Origin of the sequence: Massilia orientalis (assembly GCF_030411975.2) — a bacterium.
GTDB classification, from domain to species: domain Bacteria; phylum Pseudomonadota; class Gammaproteobacteria; order Burkholderiales; family Burkholderiaceae_D; genus Telluria; species Telluria orientalis.
Window position 1 is genome coordinate 95,433 of record NZ_JASNRB020000012.1, and the last position, 17,165, is coordinate 112,597.

A 17,165-nucleotide genomic window follows, 5' to 3' on the forward strand; every position below is an offset into this window, starting at 1 on the left:
TTTTCATTGCACCCCGATCAGTCGTTCGCGTTCTGCACGAACACCGCCGCCGTGCGCGCCGGGATCGCGAAGATGCCGACGCCGGGCACGAAGGTGGAGGCCTTCACGACGTCGTCGCTGCCGTTGCGCTGGATGCGATGCAGCTGCAGCTTGCGGCCCTTCAGTTCCGGGATCATGATGGTCTTCGGGATCTTGTCGACGTTGAACACGACGACGACCGCCTTGTACCGGGCGCCCGGATAGCGCGCACCATCGATGCTCAGCGCGACGAGTCCCGGCACCTGGTTCGGTCCCACGTTGTAGAACTTCAGGCGGTCGATCACGTCCTGCGCCGTGCGCATGCGGAACAGCGTGCTGTCCGCGCGGATCGCGAGGAAGTCCTCGAACGCGTTCTTCGCGGCGAGGATCGCGCGCGTGTCCGGCTTGATCAGCGGGTTGGCGAGGATGGGCGCCATCAAGGACCAGTTGTCCTGGTTCTGCCCCGCCATCGGCAGGCCGACGCCGAAGTTATTCGACGCGTAGCTGTAATCCAGCTTGTTGAACCAGTCGCCTGCGTTGTAGCTGTCGCGGTCGAGCGATTTCGAGCGCAGGATTTCCTGGCCGGCGTGGAAGAACGGGATGCCTTGCGCCAGCACGTTGATCGCGGCACCGAGCGTCTGCACGCGCACGCGGTCGGACAGCGAGGTCGCTTGCGGCAGGCGGAACGCGTTGATGTCGAACAGCGTCTGGTTGTCGTGCGCCTCGATGTAGTTGATCGTCTCGGCCGGACTCGCCGCGAAGCCGGCCTGCTGGCCGAAGTAATCGATCTGCGCGTTCGTGCGCTCGTTGCCGAAGCGGTCCGTGAAACGGTAGTCGCGCAACGTGCCGGACAGCGCGACGCGCACGAGGTCCGCGAGGCGCAGCGCATCGTCGCGGGTCTGCGTCGACAGTGCGTTCGGGTCCGTGTAGACGCCGTTGATGAAGCCTTGCTCCTTGACCAGCGCCTGGCCGCCGTCGCAGCAACCGCCGCCGCGCACCGTGTCGCGCATGCGGTCGTTGAACGAACCGATGCCGGTGCCCGCCATGTTGGCCTGGCGCGCCTGCACGAAGCGGGCGTCGTTGCCGACGGCGCCGAAGTTCCACGCTTCGCCGTACAGGTAGATGTCGCGGCCCGCGGCCTGGTTGACGCTGACCTGCAGGCGCTTGATGAGATCCAGCGGCGACAGGCCCATGATGTCGAAGCGGAAGCTGTCGACCTTGTACTGGCGCGCCCACAGCGACACGGAATCGACGATCAGCTTGCCCATCATCGCGTTTTCCTGCGCGGTATCGGCGCAGCAGCTGTCGTTCAGGATGTGGCCATCGTTGGCGAGGCGGTAGTAATAGGTCGGCACGATGCGGTCGAGGACCGACAGCGGACCTTGCTGCGACTGGCTCGTGTGGTTGTACACGACGTCCATCGTCACGCGCAGGCCGGTCTCGTGCAGCGCCTGCACCATCGCGCGGAACTCGCGCACGCGCACGGCGCCGTCGTCGGCATTCGTCGCATAGCTGCCTTCCGGCGTATTGTAGTGGACCGGGTCGTAGCCCCAGTTGAAGCAGTCCGTATCCGCCACGGCGGCGACTGCGGCCTGCTGCGCGGTCGAATCCGCGCCCGCGTTCGGAATGGCCGGGGTGACGCAGCCCTTTTCGTCGACGCTGGCGATGTCGAAACTCGGCATCAGGTGCACGTGCGTCATGCCCGCCTTCTGCAGCGATTTCAGGTGACGCATGCCGTTGGCGTCGCCGTCCGTGAAGGCCAGGTATTTGCCGCGGTGGGCGGCCGGCACGGTGGCGTCGGACGCGGAGAAGTCGCGGATGTGCAGCTCGTACAGCGCGATGTCGGTAGGCGCGTCCAGTTTCGGAATGCGCTGGTCGTCCCAGCCGGCCGGCTTCAGTTGCGGGCTGTCGAGGTTCGCGACGAAGCTGCGCGCGCTGTTCGCGGACAGGCTCAGCGAATACGGATCGGTCACGGTGTTCGTCACGATCTTGTTGTCGGCCCAGCGCGACAGCACCTGCACGGTGTACGTGTAGTAGGCGCGGTTGGCGAGCGTCGGATCGTTCGACGTGGCGCTCCACACGCCGCTGGCCGCGTCGCGCGTCATCGGGACGGTCGTCGCGGTCGCCGCGTTGGCGCTCGCGTACAGGTTCAGCGCGACGGATTTCGCCGTCGGCGCCCACACGCGGAACGTCGCGCGGCCGCTGCGGTCGAACGACACGCCCAGTTGAGCCTGCACCGCTTGCGCCGCGTACAGATCGTCCAGCAGGCCGGCCGTCTGCAGCGACGTCACCTGCACGAGGTTGCCGGCACCGTCGTACTGGGCGATGGCGAACTGGCCGCTGACCAGCGATGCGACCCTGGCCGCGTCGGCGTCCTTCAGGCGCAGGCCGGTCGCGCCGGCCAGGTGCGGATATTTCTGGCGCATGGCGTCCGGCAGCGCGGACACGGTGAGGTCGAAGGCGACCTCCGCGCCGCTGAGGCCCACGGGACCGCCTTCGCTCGCCGCGAGACCGCCGTTCGCGGCATGGAACAGTTTATAGGTGCCGCCGGTGGGCACGCCCGGCCAGGCCAGCGTCGTGCTGGTGAGCCACTGGGCGTTGGCGAAGGCGAGATTGCCGAAGCTGAGCGCGGGCTGGGTGGCGTAGACCGCGCAGTCGCCTTCGAGCATCCAGGCTTCCTGGCCCTTCGTGGCGACGTCGGCATTCAAGTCGGCGTGCTGGTCGGCGCCGCAATTCTTGCTGCCGTTGCCGTCGGTGACGAGGAACCAGATCGCGCTCTTGCCCGCCGCCACCGGAATATCGACGTAGCCGCCAAAACCGTCGGTGCCCGTGAACATGAAGCGGTCGGTGATCCACGCCGAACTGGGATGCTGCGGACCATCCCACGAATATACGCCCCACTGGGCCGTGTCGTTCTGGACGCGGTGGAAGTGCATGCGGATGCTGCCCGGCGCGACGGGTGTGGCCGTGGTGGCGCTGGCCGCCAGCAGCCGCGTGCCGGACTGGGTGGCCTGCTGGCCGGTACCGCCGGCGCCGCAACCGGCCAGCAGCAGGCTGGCGCAGGCGGCCGCGGCGAGCCCCAACCATGAAGTCAAACTACTTCTCAATATCATATTGTCCCCTCTTCATTCTTATTCTGACCGACGGGCGTGGCCCGGACGGCAACGCTGGCCGACGATCGCCTGTAATATTACTACGTGCGTTAGCAAAAATGAAAAGGAAACACCGAAATGTGGCGCAAAACCCAAATTCGGGGTCAGAGCCCTTTTTGAGGGAAGAAACTGCAAGAAATTTCGACTGCGCTGCGGGCACAAAACGGCGACCAATGTGGTCAGTGATCGTAGCAGCGTCGCTTCTGCGCATCTTTTGAAAAAGTGCTCTGACCCCGAATTTGGGCAATTTCCTAAAGCTGGGGTTTGACTTCGGTTTTGGGAAATAAAAAAGCAGCCCGGAGGCTGCTTGTGGATGACGGCGCGGTGCGCTTACAGGATGTGGGTGCCGACCCACCACGCGATCGCCGCCATGAACGCCGACGCGGGGATGGTGAAGATCCAGGCCCATACGATGTTGCCGGCCACGCCCCAGCGCACGGCCGACGCCTTCTGCGCCGAGCCGACGCCGACGATGGCGCCCGTGATGGTGTGCGTCGTCGACACCGGCACGCCGATCGCGCTGGCGATGAACAGCGTGATGGCGCCACCCGATTCCGCGCAGAAGCCGCCGACCGGCTTGAGCTTGGTGATCTTCTGGCCCATCGTGCGCACGATGCGCCAGCCGCCGAACAGTGTGCCCATCGAGATCGCCGTATAGCAGGAGATGATGACCCACAGCGGGGGCGTGGCATCGCCGGCCTTGGAGACGCCGGCCACGATCAGCAGCATCCAGATGATGCCGATGGTCTTCTGCGCGTCGTTGCCGCCGTGGCCCAGGCTGTACGCCGCGGCCGAGAACAGCTGCAGGCGGCGGAACCACGTGTCGACCTTGCGCGGCGGGGTGCGCACGAAGATCCACGACACGGCCAGCATCACGAGCGAACCGAGGATGAAGCCCAGCAGCGGCGACAGGATGATCCATTGCACGGTCTTGAGCAGGCCGCCGCCGACCAGCGCGCCGGTGCCGCTCTTGGCGACGGCCGCGCCCACCAGGCCGCCGATCAGGGCGTGCGAGGACGACGACGGAATGCCGTAGTACCACGTGATGATGTTCCAGATGATCGCGCCGACGAGCGCTCCGAACACGACGTAGTGGTCGACGATGTGCGGGTCGACGGTGCCCTTGCCCACCGTCGACGCCACGTGCAGGCCGACGGTGAAGATGGCGACGAAGTTGAACATCGCGGACATCGCGACGGCCGTCTGCGGACGCAGCACGCCCGTCGACACCACCGTCGCGATCGCGTTGGCGGCGTCGTGGAAGCCGTTCATGAAGTCGAAGACCAGCGCTAAAAAGACGAGCAGGCCCAGCACATAAATGCTGATATGTAGAGAGTCCATGTTGTTTTTGTTGTTCCGGTCGTTACGCGTTCTCGACGATGATGCCTTCGATGATGTTGGCAACGTCTTCGCAGCGGTCGGTCACGGTCTCGAGGATTTCGTAGATGGCCTTCATCTTGATCAGGTTGCGCACGTCCGGCTCGTCGCGGAACAGCTTGGACATGGCGGCGCGCATCACGTGGTCGGCGTCCGATTCCAGGCGGTCGATCTCTTCGCAGATGGCGACCATCTTCTGGGCGTTGTCCATGTTGTGCAGCATGCCGACGGCCTGCTGGACCTTTTCGCAGCATGCCAGGCACAGCTCGGCCAGGCGCTTCGCTTCCGGCGTGACGGCGTGCAGGTCGTACAGCGAGATGGTCTGGGCGGCGTCCTCCATCATGTCGAGGATGTCGTCCATGCGGGTGATCAGCTTATGGATGTCGTCGCGGTCGAGCGGCGTGATGAACGTCTTGTGCAGCAGGTCCACGCATTGGTACGTGACCTTGTCCGCCTGTTTTTCGATGCTCTCCACGGCGTGCGTGCGGTTTTCCAGGTCGTCGAAGTTGGTCATCAGGCCGACCATCTCTTGTGCACCCTTCACGCACAACGCGGCGTGCTGGTTGAACAGGTCGAAAAATTTGCCCTCCGTGGGCATCAGGCGTCCAAACATAGGTTCTCCGTTGGGTAAATCTCTTGGGACTTCTTTGAAAGTCGCGGCGCCCGTTCCAGGGTGGACCGGGCGCCGCGATCCTTGACTGCCGCCGGCTTAATCGCCCTGGTACACAGCCAGGTTGCCGGTGTAATTGCCGAACTTGGTGTACATGCCCATCCAGGTCACGCGAATGGCGCCGATCGGGCCGTTACGCTGTTTGCCGATAATGATCTCGGCAGTGCCTTTGTCGGGCGAGTCCGGGTTGTAAACTTCGTCACGATACAGGAAGATGATCACGTCCGCATCCTGTTCGATAGCGCCCGATTCGCGCAGGTCGGACATCACGGGACGCTTGTTGGGGCGTTGTTCCAGCGAGCGGTTCAGCTGGGACAGCGCGATCACCGGGCATCCCAGTTCCTTCGCCAGGCCCTTCAGGCTACGCGAGATCTCCGAGATTTCGGACGCGCGGTTGTCGCCCGGCTTGGAACCCTGCATCAGTTGCAGGTAGTCGACGATGATCAGGCCCAGCTTGCCGCACTGGCGGGCCAGGCGGCGCGCGCGGGCGCGCATCTCGATCGGGTTCAGCGCCGGCGTCTCGTCGATGAAGATCTGCGCATCGTTCATCTTCTGGATCGCGTGCGTCAGGCGCGGCCAGTCCTCGTCCAGCAGCTTGCCGGTACGCAGGCGGTGCTGGTCGAGCTGGCCGATGGAGCCGAGCATACGCATCGCCAGCTGCACGCCGCCCATCTCCATCGAGAAGATCGCGACCGGCAGTCCGGCGTCGACCGCCACGCTTTCGCCGATGTTGACGGAGAACGCGGTCTTGCCCATCGACGGACGGCCGGCGACGATGACGAGGTCGCCCGGCTGCAGCCCGGACGTCATCTTGTCGAGATCGGTGAAGCCCGTCGGGACGCCGGTGATCTCGCCCTGGTTGTCGCGGCTGTACAGCTCGTCCACGCGCTCGACCACCTGGGTCAGCAGCGGCTGGACGGGCAGCCAGCCCTGGGCGCCGCGGGCGCCCTGCTCGGCGATCGCGAAGATACGCGATTCCGCCTCGTCGAGGATCTGCTTGACCTCGGCGCCTTGCGGATTGAATGCCTTGCCGGACACTTCGTCGGCAACGGTGATGAGCTGGCGCAGCACGCCGCGATCGCGGACGATCTCGGCATAACGGCGGATGTTGGCGGCGGATGGCGTGTTCTGCGCCATCGCATTCAGGTACTGCAGGCCGCCGACGTCCTCGGCCTTGCCGAGCTGGACGAGCGCCTCGTACACGGTGATCACGTCGGCAGGCTTGCCGGCATTGATCAGGCGGACCATCTGTTCGAAGATGATCCGGTGGTCGTAGCGGTAAAAATCCTCCGCATGCATGAAGTCGGCAATGCGGTCCCACGCCGCGTTATCGCGCAGCAGGCCGCCGATGACGGACTGTTCTGCTTCGATGGAATGCGGGGGGATGCGGAGCGACTCGATCTGCGGGTCTGCTGGGGTGTTCATGGCCGGCATTATACCCGTTCCCGATCAGGCGCTGAAATCATTGGTGAGTTTCCAAAAACGAATTATTTTTGCTGTTGCAAAAATAATTCGTCCCCGCGGAGGCGGGGACCCAAGCTTTGCATCCGAAGTCGCAACTTGGGCCCCAGCCTGCGCGGGGACGACGGTATTACTTTGAAACTCTGATTAGGCGGCTTCGCCCACGACAGCGATGGTGATTTCCACCACGACGTCGGTGTGCAGAGCGACCGACACCGGGTGCTCGCCGGTGGTCTTCAGCGGACCGGTCGGCATGCGCACTTGTGCCTTTTCGACGGCGAAACCTTGCTTGGTCAGGGCTTCAGCGATGTCGAAGTTGGTCACGGAACCGAACAGACGGCCGTCGACGCCGGCTTTCTGGGCGATCGTGACGGTCATGCCGTTCAGCTTGTCGCCTTGGCCTTGAGCGGCAGCCAGTTTCTCGGCAGCTGCTTTTTCCAGTTCGGCGCGCTTGACTTCGAACTCGGCCACGGCAGCTTGCGTTGCACGACGGGCCATTTTTTGCGGGATCAGGAAGTTACGAGCGTAACCATCCTTGACCTTGACGACGTCGCCCAGGTTGCCGACGTTGACGACTTTTTCCAGCAGGATAACTTGCATTTTATTCTCCAGTAATCTGACTATGCTTCGATGTCGTAACCGACGATTAAGCGTTGTGCAGGTCGGTGTACGGCAGCAGAGCCAGGTAACGGGCGCGCTTGATGGCGGTGTCCACTTGACGCTGGTAGTGAGCCTTGGTGCCGGTCAGGCGTGCCGGCATGATCTTGCCGTTTTCCTGGACGAAATCCTTCAGGGTGTCGACGTCTTTGTAGTCAACCTGTTCCACGCCTGCTGCGGTGAAGCGGCAGAACTTCTTGCGCTTGAACAGCGGGTTCTGCTGTTTGCGCTTCTCTTTGAGCTTAGCTTTGTTTTTGTCGAACTTTTTACCGAATGCCATTTTGAGGCTCCTGTATCTATCTATAAACGTGCCCGCATTTACGCGGCACTGAAATCAATGATGTGAAACACCAAGCTTTTGCTGTGACGGCTTTTCCTGGCCAAGAATCCCGTGAAGCGGTACATCGCGCCCAACTCGGCATTGGCAAATCGCCCCGAAATCTCGCCCGCGGCAACCGCGGGAATCTCGAATTCGACCTGCCTGTCCAGCCTCGCTTCCGTCTGCGTCGATCCGTGTTGCAGGATGCCGCCCACGATGGGGATGCCGGCCGGTGTGTAGCGCAGGACGTCGCGTTCCAGGATGCTCGCGACCAGGGACAGCTCGTTCACTACAGCTTGTTGCTCCCGCGAGATTAGGCTGCGGCGGCCGGAGCGGCGGCCTGCTCGGCGCGGTGGCTCTTGGCTGCGTCTTCGCGCTGGACCGACTTCATCATCGGCGACGGTGCGGTTTCAGCTTTCTTCATCTTCACGGTCAGGTGACGCAGCACGGCATCATTGAATTTGAATGCGGTTTCCAGCTCGACCAGGGTCTCGTTGTCGCACTCGATGTTCAGGCAGATGTAGTGTGCCTTCGGCAGCTTCTGGATCTGGTAAGCCATTTGACGACGGCCCCAATCTTCGACGCGGTGGATGTTGCCGCCGCGCGAGGTGACCGTAGCCTTGTAGCGTTCGATCATCGCCGGGACCTGCTCGCTCTGGTCCGGGTGGACGATAAACACGATTTCATAATGACGCATGAAACACTCCTTAAGGACGTTTAAACAAATGCCCACCTCGGCGTCAAGACGAGTGTGGGAAGGGAAAGCCCAACATTATAACAGCAAGACCGTCAAGTGCTCAATAGGTACCGCTTGCAGGTGCGCTGCGTACCGCACCGCAAAGAGTTGTAAACGTGCGCTGCGTACCGCACCGCAAAAAAAATTTGAAATCCCCTTGCGCGTGGCGCAATACTGTACAAAAATACAGTCTGACCCCGTACCAACGAAGACGAACATGCTTAAGCTCACCGCACGGCAAGAACAGATCCTCAACCTGATCAAGGAAGCCATCGACAACACTGGCTTCCCGCCGACTCGCGCCGAAATCGCCCAGGAGCTTGGCTTCCGCTCGGCCAATGCCGCCGAGGAACACCTGCAGGCCCTGGCCCGTAAGGGCGCGATCGAAATTTCCCCGGGTACCTCGCGCGGTATCCGCCTCGTCGGCCAGTCCGTCGAATCCAAGGCGACTGCGGCCGCGGTACCTGCCTTCGTGCCGCCGATTCCGCCGAACCTGATGTCGCTGCCGCTCGTCGGCCGCGTCGCTGCGGGCTCGCCCATCCTCGCCCAGGAACATGTCGAAGCGACCTACTCCGTCGACCCGGCCATGTTCTCGAGCAAGCCCGACTTCCTGCTGAAGGTCAAGGGCTGGTCGATGCGCGACGCCGGCATCTGCGACGGCGACTTCCTCGCCGTCAAGAAGGTCGACAGCGCGAAGAACGGCCAGATCGTCGTCGCCCGCATCGGCGACGAAGTGACGGTCAAGCGCTACCGCAAGACCGGTTCCACGATCGAACTGCTGCCGGAAAACCCGGACTTTTCCGTGATTACCGTCGACCCGCAGGCCGACGAGTTCGCGCTGGAAGGCCTGGCCGTCGGACTGCTGCGGTCCTGGCACTGACCTTCCGCCTGCACACGGGCCCGCGTCATGCGGGCCTTGTCGTTTTATCCTGCTCTCAGCGCGGATAGACGAAACCGGTACGGATATCCGTCGGCAGCAGCCGGCTGCCGTCACGTACCATCAGGCGCTGCGGCGGCTCGTCGCCGGCCAGGGCGCGCCAGATGACAGGCAACCCCTCTCCTTTGCGCAACAGCTCGTCGCTCCGCTCGAATACGTTGGCGCAACCCGTCGCCGCGACCAGCGCCTGCACGATAGTCACTTTCCACGCGTCGACGCCGGCGGCATTGAACTGGCACACCAGGTAACCGCCGGTCCCGCCATAGCTGTGCACCAGCAGCCCCGGCAGGCCGTCTTTTTCGCCATCGATCACCAGGACCAGGGCTTGCGGATCGGCGCCGCGCACGGCCACGGCGCGCCGCGCGACCGCGGCCTGCACGCGCCGTTTCATCATGGCGTGATCGACCGGCTCGTGCTCGCGCAGCGTCCAGACGCGGGCCGCGATCTGCGACTTCGCGTTGTAGGCCGCGCGCGCCAGAAACTGGCGTGCCGACGACTGCACGATCGCAGTGACGCCGGGTTTGCCGCGCTCCTGGGGCCGTCCCTCGATTTTCTCGACGGCGGACAAATAAATCCACGGGTCGCCGGACAGCAGGCTTTTTTCCTTGCCTTGTTTGATGGTGATGATGAGCATATGCCGAAGCGACTTTTGGTGAGAAAACAACGATATTTTTTAGATATGATCCTGGTGCGTCGGCCTGCGGCGCCGTACCGCGAAGGAGTCTTGTGCCGCCCTCCCCCAGAATCCAACTGCCCGGCGCCCGTGCGCACGGAAGGCTGACACTTGCCGTGCTGGTATCCGGCGCGGCGCACCTGCTGTGGCTGGGCCTGGTCGAGACGACGTCCGTTCCCCTGCCACGTTTTCCCGGCCACGATGACGTGCCGCCGCAAGCCGCCGCCGAGCCGCAGCCCGACCCCGCGCCTGCCGCGCCGACGGACGCGCGCCCTCCGGGGCGCATGGACATGCTGGCGGCCGCCACGCGCGATGCGGCCGTGATTGCCCGCGAACTGAACCACGCACCTGGCGTGCCGCAACGCTTCCGCTCGCGCGGACAGGATGAAATCGACCGCCGGTTCGACGCCGCTCACGCGGCGGGCGGCAGCTGGTTCCGGTCGGCGCGCATCGAAGACATCACGACGGCAGCCGACGGCAACGCGCGCGTGTACCGCATCGTCACGCCGGTGGGCGCATTCTGCCGCACCTACCCGGCAAACGGCAGCGCGCCCATGAACACCACATGCCCGCGCTAGCGCGCCTCCCCGACGCTTACTTGTCGTTATCCGGCGGCGGCGCGTTCTTGACCATCTCGTTGTGTTCCTTGACGTAGGCTTCCGTGCCTGCGCGCCAGGCGTCGAAGTCCGCCACGATCATCCGGCCGGCCACCTTGGTGTCTTCCGCCAGGCGATCACCCACCTCCTTCAGGTGCACGTTCGCCTTCTCCGTCTCGTCCTTCGTCATCAGCTTCGCGATGTCTTCCGGGATGCGTTTCGTCAGCGGCAGGGAGGCGTTCAGCTGCTTCACCCAACGGTTGTGGCACGCTTCCCAATCCTTCATCTTGCCGCTGTAGTAATCGATTTCCTCGTTGACCTTGGACATGGTCGGGAAGCGCGGCGCCGGGCAGCGGTAGTCGTTGGTGCGCACGTCGGAACCGTCGTATTTCGCGATCCAGTAGTCGAGGTCGGCGCGCCGGGCCTCGCGCTGCTTCATCAGCTCGAGCGATGCGATGGCGACGGCATTGCCCTTGGCGGCCGCCTTCTGGAACCATTGCGCGGCCTTGTCCATGTCGACGCTGCCGGCCTCGCCGTAGAAATACATTTCACCCAGGTGCTGCTGGGCCATCACGTTGCCGGCGTTCGCCAGCTTCGTGTATTTCGCCAGCGCGTCCGGATACGATTTCTTGGCGAACAGCGCGTCCGCTTCAGCGAGCTCGGCGGCGACGTTGGCGGACGGGGCGGCGGCGACCGGCTTCGGCGCAGCACCTTTTTTTGCTGCGGGCTCGGCAGCCAGCGCGACACCGCCGCACAGCAATGCGGCACAGAACAGGACAGTCTTCATGGCGAATAGATGAATGGCAACAAGTCGATCATAACCGCAGCGTCGCCCGGGCTCAACCGTTCAGCGCGTTACCGAAATCGGCCAGCAGGTCGGCCGTATCCTCGATACCCACCGACACGCGGATCAGCGATTCCGCGATGCCCATGCTGGCGCGGCGCTCGGCGCCCATCTCGAAGAAGATCGTGTGCGCGACCGGGATGACGAGCGTGCGCGTGTCGCCCAGGTTCGACGCCGGAATCGCCACCTTCAGGCGGTTCAGGTAATCGAAGCAGTCGATGCCTTCCTTCAGCTCGAAACTGAACAGCGAGCCGTACGCGCGGAACTGTTCGGACGCCAGCTTGTGCTGCGGATGCGATTCCAGGCCAGGATAGTGGACGGCGGCGACGCGATCATCGGCCTCGAGCATGCGGGCCAATGCCAGGGCGTTCGCGCACGTGCGCTCCATGCGCAGCGCGAGCGTTTCGGCGCCGACCGCGATGTGGTGCGCCGCTTCCGGCGCCAGCGATGCGCCGAAGTCGCGCAGCGCTTTCGCGCGCAGCTGGGCCATGCCCTGCGCGGCGGACGGCTGGCGGCGGAAGTTGTCGGCGATGTTCGGATAGGCGCTCCAGTCGAACACGCCGGTGTCCGTCAGCGCGCCGCCCAACGCCATGCCGTGGCCGCCGATCGACTTCGTCAGCGCGTTCACGACGAGGCCCGCGCCGACCGCCTTCGGGCGGAACAGGTAGGGCGTCGTCATCGTGTTGTCGACGACGTACAGGATGCCGCGCGCGCGGCACAGTGCGCCGATGCGGGCCAGGTCCGCGATCTGCGTGCGCGGGTTGGCGATGGTCTCGACGAACACGAGGCGCGTGTTAGGCTTCAGCGCGGCTTCCACGTTCGCGACGTCGGTCGCGTCCACGAACGACACTTCCGTGCCCTGCGCGGCCACCGTGTTCCACAGGCTGTTGGTATTCCCGAACAGGAACGAGGACGACACGACGTGGTCGCCGGCGCGCAGCAGTGCCTGCGCGAGCGCGCCGATGGCAGCCATGCCGGTGCCGAAGCACAGCGACGCGACGCCGTCTTCCATCTTGCTGATCTTGTCTTCCAGCGCGCTGACGGTCGGGTTGCCCTGGCGGCCGTAGCGGAAGCCCGGTTCCTTGCCCTGGAAGACGGACGCGAGCTGGCGCGCATCCGTGTAGCCGAACGCGACCGACGTGTGGATCGGCTTGTGCAGCGAGTTGTGTTCGATCGACTTCCTGCGATCGTTGTGCAGGATGGTGGTGGTGAAGCCGTAGTTGGGTTTGTCGCTCATGGTCTTTTGAATGATGGGCCGCGATACGCCAGGCGGGCACCGGGTGCCCGCCCTACGGAATACGCGTTATTCCGCCGCGACGGGCGGGTTCAGGTTCAGTTGCGTGCGCACGATGTCTTCCGACGATTTACCGGACGACTTGTGGCGCGCGTGCTCCAGCTGGTCGAGGTAGGCCGGCGTGACGTCGCCCGTGACGTAGACGCCGTCGAAGCACGACGCTTCCACGTTCGTCAGGGCCGGGTTGACGTCGGAGATCGACTTCTTCAGCGCATCGAGGTCCTGGTAGACGAGGCGGTCGGCCGTGATCTCGCGGCACACTTCCTCGACGGTGCGGCCGTGGGCGATCAGCTCGTCGCGCGTCGGCATGTCGATGCCGTACACGTTCGGGTACAGGACCGGCGGCGCGGCGGACGCGAAGAACACCTTGCGGGCGCCCGATTCGCGCGCCATCTGCACGATCTCGCGGCTCGTCGTGCCGCGCACGATGGAGTCGTCGACGAGCAGCACGTTCTTGTCCTTGAATTCGGACGGGATCGCGTTCAGCTTCTGGCGCACCGACTTCTTGCGCATCGCCTGGCCCGGCATGATGAACGTGCGGCCGACGTAGCGGTTCTTGATGAAGCCTTCGCGGTATTCGACGCCCAGTTTCAGCGCGAGCTGGATGGCGGCCGGACGCGACGAATCCGGGATCGGCATCACGACGTCGATCTCTTCGACCGGAATCTCCTTGCGGATCTTCTCGGCCAGGTATTCGCCCATGCGCAGTCGGGTGGCGTACACGGAGGCGCCGTCGATCACGGAGTCCGGGCGGGCCAGGTAGACGTATTCGAACGCGCACGGATTCAGCGACGGATTCTCGGCGCACTGGCGGGTGTGCAGCTGGCGATCGGCGTCGACCCAGACGGCTTCGCCCGGCGCGATGTCGCGCACGAAGCGGAAGCCCAGGCCTTCCAGCGCGACGGATTCGCTGGCGACGAGGTATTCGGGGCCGTTTTCCGTCTCGTTGATGCCGAGGCACAGCGGGCGGATGCCGAACGGGTCGCGGAACGCGAGCAGGCCATGGCCGGCGATCTGGGCGATGACGGCGTACGCGCCGCGCACGCGGCGGTGCACGTGCGCGACGGCCTTGAACACGGCGTCCGGATCGAGCGAGTAGCCGTCGGCGGCCGTGGCGATCTCGTGGGCCAGCACGTTCAGCAGGACTTCCGAGTCGGAGTTCGTGTTGACGTGGCGGCGGTCGATGCGGAACAGCTCTTCCTTCAGTTGTTCCTGGTTCGTGAGGTTACCGTTGTGCGCAAGGGTGATGCCGAACGGGGCATTCACGTAGAACGGCTGCGCTTCCTCTTCGCTGGACGAGCCGGCGGTCGGGTAGCGGCAGTGGCCAATGCCGGAATTGCCTTGCAGCGAACGCATGTTACGCGTGCGGAAGACGTCTCGCACGAGGCCGTTGGCCTTGTACATCGAGAACATGCTGCTGTGATTGGTTGCAATCCCCGCTGCGTCCTGACCGCGGTGCTGCAACAGCAGCAACGCATCATATAACAGCTGGTTGACGGGGGCTTGCGAGACGACGCCGACGATGCCACACATGGTGTGCTCCTAAACTTGGACAGCTAGACAAAAGGGTGTTTCAAAACTGCACGTGCTGCGCGAAGGCAGCGGGCAAGAAAGGTTTGACGGTGCGCGCTCCGGTTTCCGCCATGGGCGAGAACAGCGCGTCTTTCCAGAAAGCCTGTTGGGGGATGGATGTCATCCCGCACAATATGACGCCGGCCAGCACGATCACAATACCCCGGCCCAATCCGAACAGGCCGCCGAGTCCGCGGTCGGCCAGGGACAGGCCGGAGGCCTCGATCAGGGCGCTGATCGCAAGGGCCAGCAGGCCCATCAGCACGCGCACGCCGAGGAACAGTGCAATGAAGGCAACGATCAGCCGCAAGGCTTCGCCCGGAATCACGGATGGTAGCATGGGTGCCAGTTTCGCGCCGAAGGCGTTGGCCACGATGAAGGCCGCCACCCAGCCGACCAGCGACAGGATTTCCTTCACCAGGCCGCGCATGGTGCTGATGACGACCGACGAGATCAGGATGAACAACACCACGTAGTCGAAAATCGTCACGGCTTCAATCGAATCAGACCGGGGTCATGGCGCCGGACAAGCCCAGGCGGCCCAGCTTGGCGCGTACTTTCTCGGCGTCTTCCTTGTTCAGGGGGCCGACTCTAACGCGGATCAGTTCGCCGGAGGGGGTGGACGTCTTCTGCGTGTACGACGAGATGCCCGCTTCGCGCAGCTTCGCTTGCACTTCCGCCGCCTTTTCCTGGCTCGACAGCGCGGCCACCTGCAGCACGAAGCGCTGCGACGAGGCCTCGGCCGGTTTGTCCTTCTCCGCCGGCTTGCCTTCCAGGATGGCCATGGCGCGCGCCGCGTCGTCCTTCGGCTTCACGGGCTTGTCCTCGGCCTTCTTCGCCTTCTCCCGGGCTTCACGCGCGAGGCGCTCCGCCTTCTCGTGCTCGGCCCGGTCGTGCTCGGCCTTCGCGCGTTCCGCCTTTTCCTTCTCGGCGAGGCGCGCCTCGGCCTTCGCATCCTTGTGCTCGGCCGCGGGCGTTTCCTTGTGTTCGGGCTTGTGCTCGACCTTCGGCTCCGGTTTCGGCGCGATCACGGCCGGCGGCTGCGTCGCGGCGCTCTCCGGCCTGGCGGCGGCGACGGCGGCCGGGGCCTTCGCGGCGGGCGCGGGCGGCGGTGCGTCGACCACTTCCTCGCCCTTGTCGACGCTGTCCGCGGCGGACACGGCCTTGTCGGCGGCCGGCACGGGCAGCGGCGCGGCCTTGTCTTTCGCGGGAATCTGGATCGCGATGTCGCCGGCGAGCGGCTTGGGCTCGGAATCGAGGAGCATCGGCAGGCCGACGGCGGCCGCGAGCGCCAACGCAATCGCGCCGACGAGGCGGCGCCGGGCGCGCTTCTTTTCGGGGAGCATGGGGTCGGCACCGGGACGGCGCGATGCGCCGCCACCGGCATTGCTGGCGCGTTTGGCGCGGGCGCGCTCGCCAATCGCGGCGTCGTCGTCCTTGCTGTAGAAGCGGCCACTGTCCTCGGTGAGGCGGTCCTGCTTGCTTTTACGGGAGAACAAGCCCATGCGGTGTCACGTCAATGAAGAGAGGATTTACGGGCTGCCATCACGCCAGCCACGGTATAGAACGAGCCAAAGACCACTATTCTATCATCCTGTCCGGCCCGGCTTGTTGCATCTGCGAATGCATCGGCCGGATTCGCGAACGTTTTGACCGAGAATTCGTCGTCTTTCGCACCACTCGGCTTCAATGCCTGCAGCTTCTCGGCCAGCACGGCCGGGTCGGCCGACCGGGGCGACGGCAGCGCCGTCACGCACCAGTGGTCGATGGTCGGCGCCAGGTGGGCGATGACGGCGTCGATGTCCTTGTCCTGCATGATGCCGAACACGGCGTACGTGAACCGGTGGAACCCCATATTGCCCAGGTTCTGGGCGAGCGTCGCGGCCGCGTGCGGGTTGTGCGCGACGTCGAGAATCGTCGTCGGACGGCCCGCCAGCACCTGGAAGCGGCCCGGCAATTCGACCATCGCAAGGCCCGCGCGCGTTTCCTGCGCACCGACCGGCAGCCTGTTCCGCAGCGCTTCCAGCGCGGCCAGCGCGGCCGATGCGTTCAGCAGCTGGTTGGCGCCGCGCAGCGCCGGATACGCGAGCGAATTGCGGCGCTGCGTGCGGCCGCCGTAGGCCCACTGCTGCTTGTCGCCCTGGTAGTTGAAATCGCGGCCCAGCAGCCACAGGTCGGCACCGATGTCTTCCGCATGCTTGATCAGCGCTTGCGGCGGCTGCGGATCGCTGCAGATCGCGGGCTTCCCGGGACGGAAGATGCCGGCCTTCTCGAAGCCGATCTCTTCGCGCGTGTCGCCGAGATAATCCTTGTGGTCGATGTCGATGCTCGTGACGATGGACACGTCCGCATCGATCACGTTCACGGCATCCAGGCGGCCGCCGAGACCCACTTCCAGGATCGCCACGTCGACGCCGGACGTCGACAGCAGGTGCATGATCGCGAGCGTCGTGAATTCGAAATACGTGAGGTCGATGTCGCCGCGGCGCGCCTCGACCTCGTTGAAGGCGGCGATGAGCTTGTCGTCGCTGGCCATGTCGCCGTTGATGCGGGCGCGCTCGTTGAAGTCGAGGAAGTGCGGCTTGATGTACAGGCCGACTTTGTAGCCGCTCTGCAGCAGGATGGCTTCCAGCATGGCGCAGGTCGAGCCCTTGCCGTTGGTGCCCGCGACCATGATCACGGGGCAGGAAAAGGCGAGGCCCATGCGCTCCTTGACGGCGCGCACACGGTCCAGGCCCATGTCGATGTGGGTTTCGGCATGGCGCGACTCGAGCAGCGCCAGCCAGTCGGGCAAGGTAGTCGGCAGGTTAGGCATGGGATGGCTTCCGGAATGCGCGCGGCCGGCTGCTTTGCACAAGC

The 17,165-nt window shown here is 64.5% G+C and carries 17 protein-coding genes; 2 read left to right on the forward strand and 15 right to left on the reverse strand.

Going from position 1 to position 17,165, the window contains the following annotated elements:
- Positions 1 to 17: 17 nt before the first annotated feature.
- The 8 genes from QPK29_RS19660 to rpsF form a co-directional block, all read right to left on the reverse strand.
- A complete protein-coding gene (locus QPK29_RS19660; RefSeq protein ID WP_371770822.1) occupies positions 18 to 3,113 on the reverse strand; it encodes an alpha-1,6-glucosidase domain-containing protein in 3,096 nt (1,031 codons plus the stop codon).
- Positions 3,114 to 3,500: 387 nt separating this feature from the next.
- Positions 3,501 to 4,511, reverse strand: a complete 1,011-nt coding sequence (locus tag QPK29_RS19665) for an inorganic phosphate transporter (protein WP_056136745.1) — start codon at positions 4,509 to 4,511, stop codon at positions 3,501 to 3,503.
- A gap of 22 nt (positions 4,512 to 4,533) precedes the next feature.
- Positions 4,534 to 5,160: a DUF47 domain-containing protein gene (locus QPK29_RS19670; protein WP_056136743.1), complete on the reverse strand. Its 627-nt coding sequence runs from the start codon at positions 5,158 to 5,160 to the stop codon at positions 4,534 to 4,536.
- Positions 5,161 to 5,256: 96 nt separating this feature from the next.
- Positions 5,257 to 6,642: a replicative DNA helicase gene (locus QPK29_RS19675; RefSeq protein ID WP_056136924.1), complete on the reverse strand. Its 1,386-nt coding sequence runs from the start codon at positions 6,640 to 6,642 to the stop codon at positions 5,257 to 5,259.
- A 183-nt stretch (positions 6,643 to 6,825) separates the two neighbouring features.
- On the reverse strand, positions 6,826 to 7,278 hold the full coding sequence (rplI, locus tag QPK29_RS19680; protein ID WP_056136742.1) for a 50S ribosomal protein L9: 453 nt from the start codon (positions 7,276 to 7,278) through the stop codon (positions 6,826 to 6,828).
- A 46-nt stretch (positions 7,279 to 7,324) separates the two neighbouring features.
- Positions 7,325 to 7,615 (reverse strand): 30S ribosomal protein S18, encoded by a 291-nt coding sequence (gene rpsR, locus QPK29_RS19685; RefSeq protein ID WP_020656854.1) that lies wholly within the window; start codon positions 7,613 to 7,615, stop codon positions 7,325 to 7,327.
- Positions 7,616 to 7,653: 38 nt separating this feature from the next.
- On the reverse strand, positions 7,654 to 7,944 hold the full coding sequence (priB, locus tag QPK29_RS19690) for a primosomal replication protein N (protein WP_056136740.1): 291 nt from the start codon (positions 7,942 to 7,944) through the stop codon (positions 7,654 to 7,656).
- Positions 7,945 to 7,967: 23 nt separating this feature from the next.
- Positions 7,968 to 8,351, reverse strand: coding sequence for a 30S ribosomal protein S6 (gene rpsF, locus QPK29_RS19695; protein WP_056136738.1), 384 nt, complete (start codon positions 8,349 to 8,351; stop codon positions 7,968 to 7,970).
- Between the two features lie 256 nt (positions 8,352 to 8,607).
- Here rpsF and lexA point away from each other — a divergent pair, with 256 nt between their 5' ends.
- Positions 8,608 to 9,270 carry a transcriptional repressor LexA gene (gene lexA, locus QPK29_RS19700; protein ID WP_056136736.1) on the forward strand — a complete coding sequence of 221 codons (663 nt, stop codon included), beginning with the start codon at positions 8,608 to 8,610 and terminating at the stop codon, positions 9,268 to 9,270.
- Between the two features lie 55 nt (positions 9,271 to 9,325).
- Here lexA and QPK29_RS19705 read toward each other — a convergent pair whose 3' ends face one another.
- On the reverse strand, positions 9,326 to 9,961 hold the full coding sequence (locus tag QPK29_RS19705; RefSeq protein ID WP_371770823.1) for an SAM-dependent methyltransferase: 636 nt from the start codon (positions 9,959 to 9,961) through the stop codon (positions 9,326 to 9,328).
- Positions 9,962 to 10,116: 155 nt separating this feature from the next.
- Between QPK29_RS19705 and QPK29_RS19710 the strand changes: the two genes are divergently transcribed.
- On the forward strand, positions 10,117 to 10,578 hold the full coding sequence (locus tag QPK29_RS19710) for a hypothetical protein (RefSeq protein ID WP_371770824.1): 462 nt from the start codon (positions 10,117 to 10,119) through the stop codon (positions 10,576 to 10,578).
- A 16-nt stretch (positions 10,579 to 10,594) separates the two neighbouring features.
- Here the strand turns inward: QPK29_RS19710 and QPK29_RS19715 are convergent, their stop codons facing one another.
- The 6 genes from QPK29_RS19715 to folC form a co-directional block, all read right to left on the reverse strand.
- Complete coding sequence (locus tag QPK29_RS19715) at positions 10,595 to 11,383, reverse strand: tetratricopeptide repeat protein (protein WP_371770825.1); 789 nt, start codon at positions 11,381 to 11,383, stop codon at positions 10,595 to 10,597.
- A gap of 52 nt (positions 11,384 to 11,435) precedes the next feature.
- Entirely contained in the window at positions 11,436 to 12,677 is a 1,242-nt protein-coding gene (locus tag QPK29_RS19720; RefSeq protein ID WP_056136730.1) for a cystathionine gamma-synthase family protein, read from the reverse strand.
- A gap of 66 nt (positions 12,678 to 12,743) precedes the next feature.
- On the reverse strand, positions 12,744 to 14,267 hold the full coding sequence (purF, locus tag QPK29_RS19725; RefSeq protein WP_056136727.1) for an amidophosphoribosyltransferase: 1,524 nt from the start codon (positions 14,265 to 14,267) through the stop codon (positions 12,744 to 12,746).
- 40 nt (positions 14,268 to 14,307) lie between these two features.
- Positions 14,308 to 14,796, reverse strand: a complete 489-nt coding sequence (locus QPK29_RS19730; RefSeq protein ID WP_056136726.1) for a CvpA family protein — start codon at positions 14,794 to 14,796, stop codon at positions 14,308 to 14,310.
- 13 nt (positions 14,797 to 14,809) lie between these two features.
- Positions 14,810 to 15,811: an SPOR domain-containing protein gene (locus tag QPK29_RS19735; RefSeq protein ID WP_371770826.1), complete on the reverse strand. Its 1,002-nt coding sequence runs from the start codon at positions 15,809 to 15,811 to the stop codon at positions 14,810 to 14,812.
- An 11-nt stretch (positions 15,812 to 15,822) separates the two neighbouring features.
- Positions 15,823 to 17,121 carry a bifunctional tetrahydrofolate synthase/dihydrofolate synthase gene (folC, locus tag QPK29_RS19740; protein ID WP_371770827.1) on the reverse strand — a complete coding sequence of 433 codons (1,299 nt, stop codon included), beginning with the start codon at positions 17,119 to 17,121 and terminating at the stop codon, positions 15,823 to 15,825.
- Positions 17,122 to 17,165 lie beyond the last annotated feature (44 nt).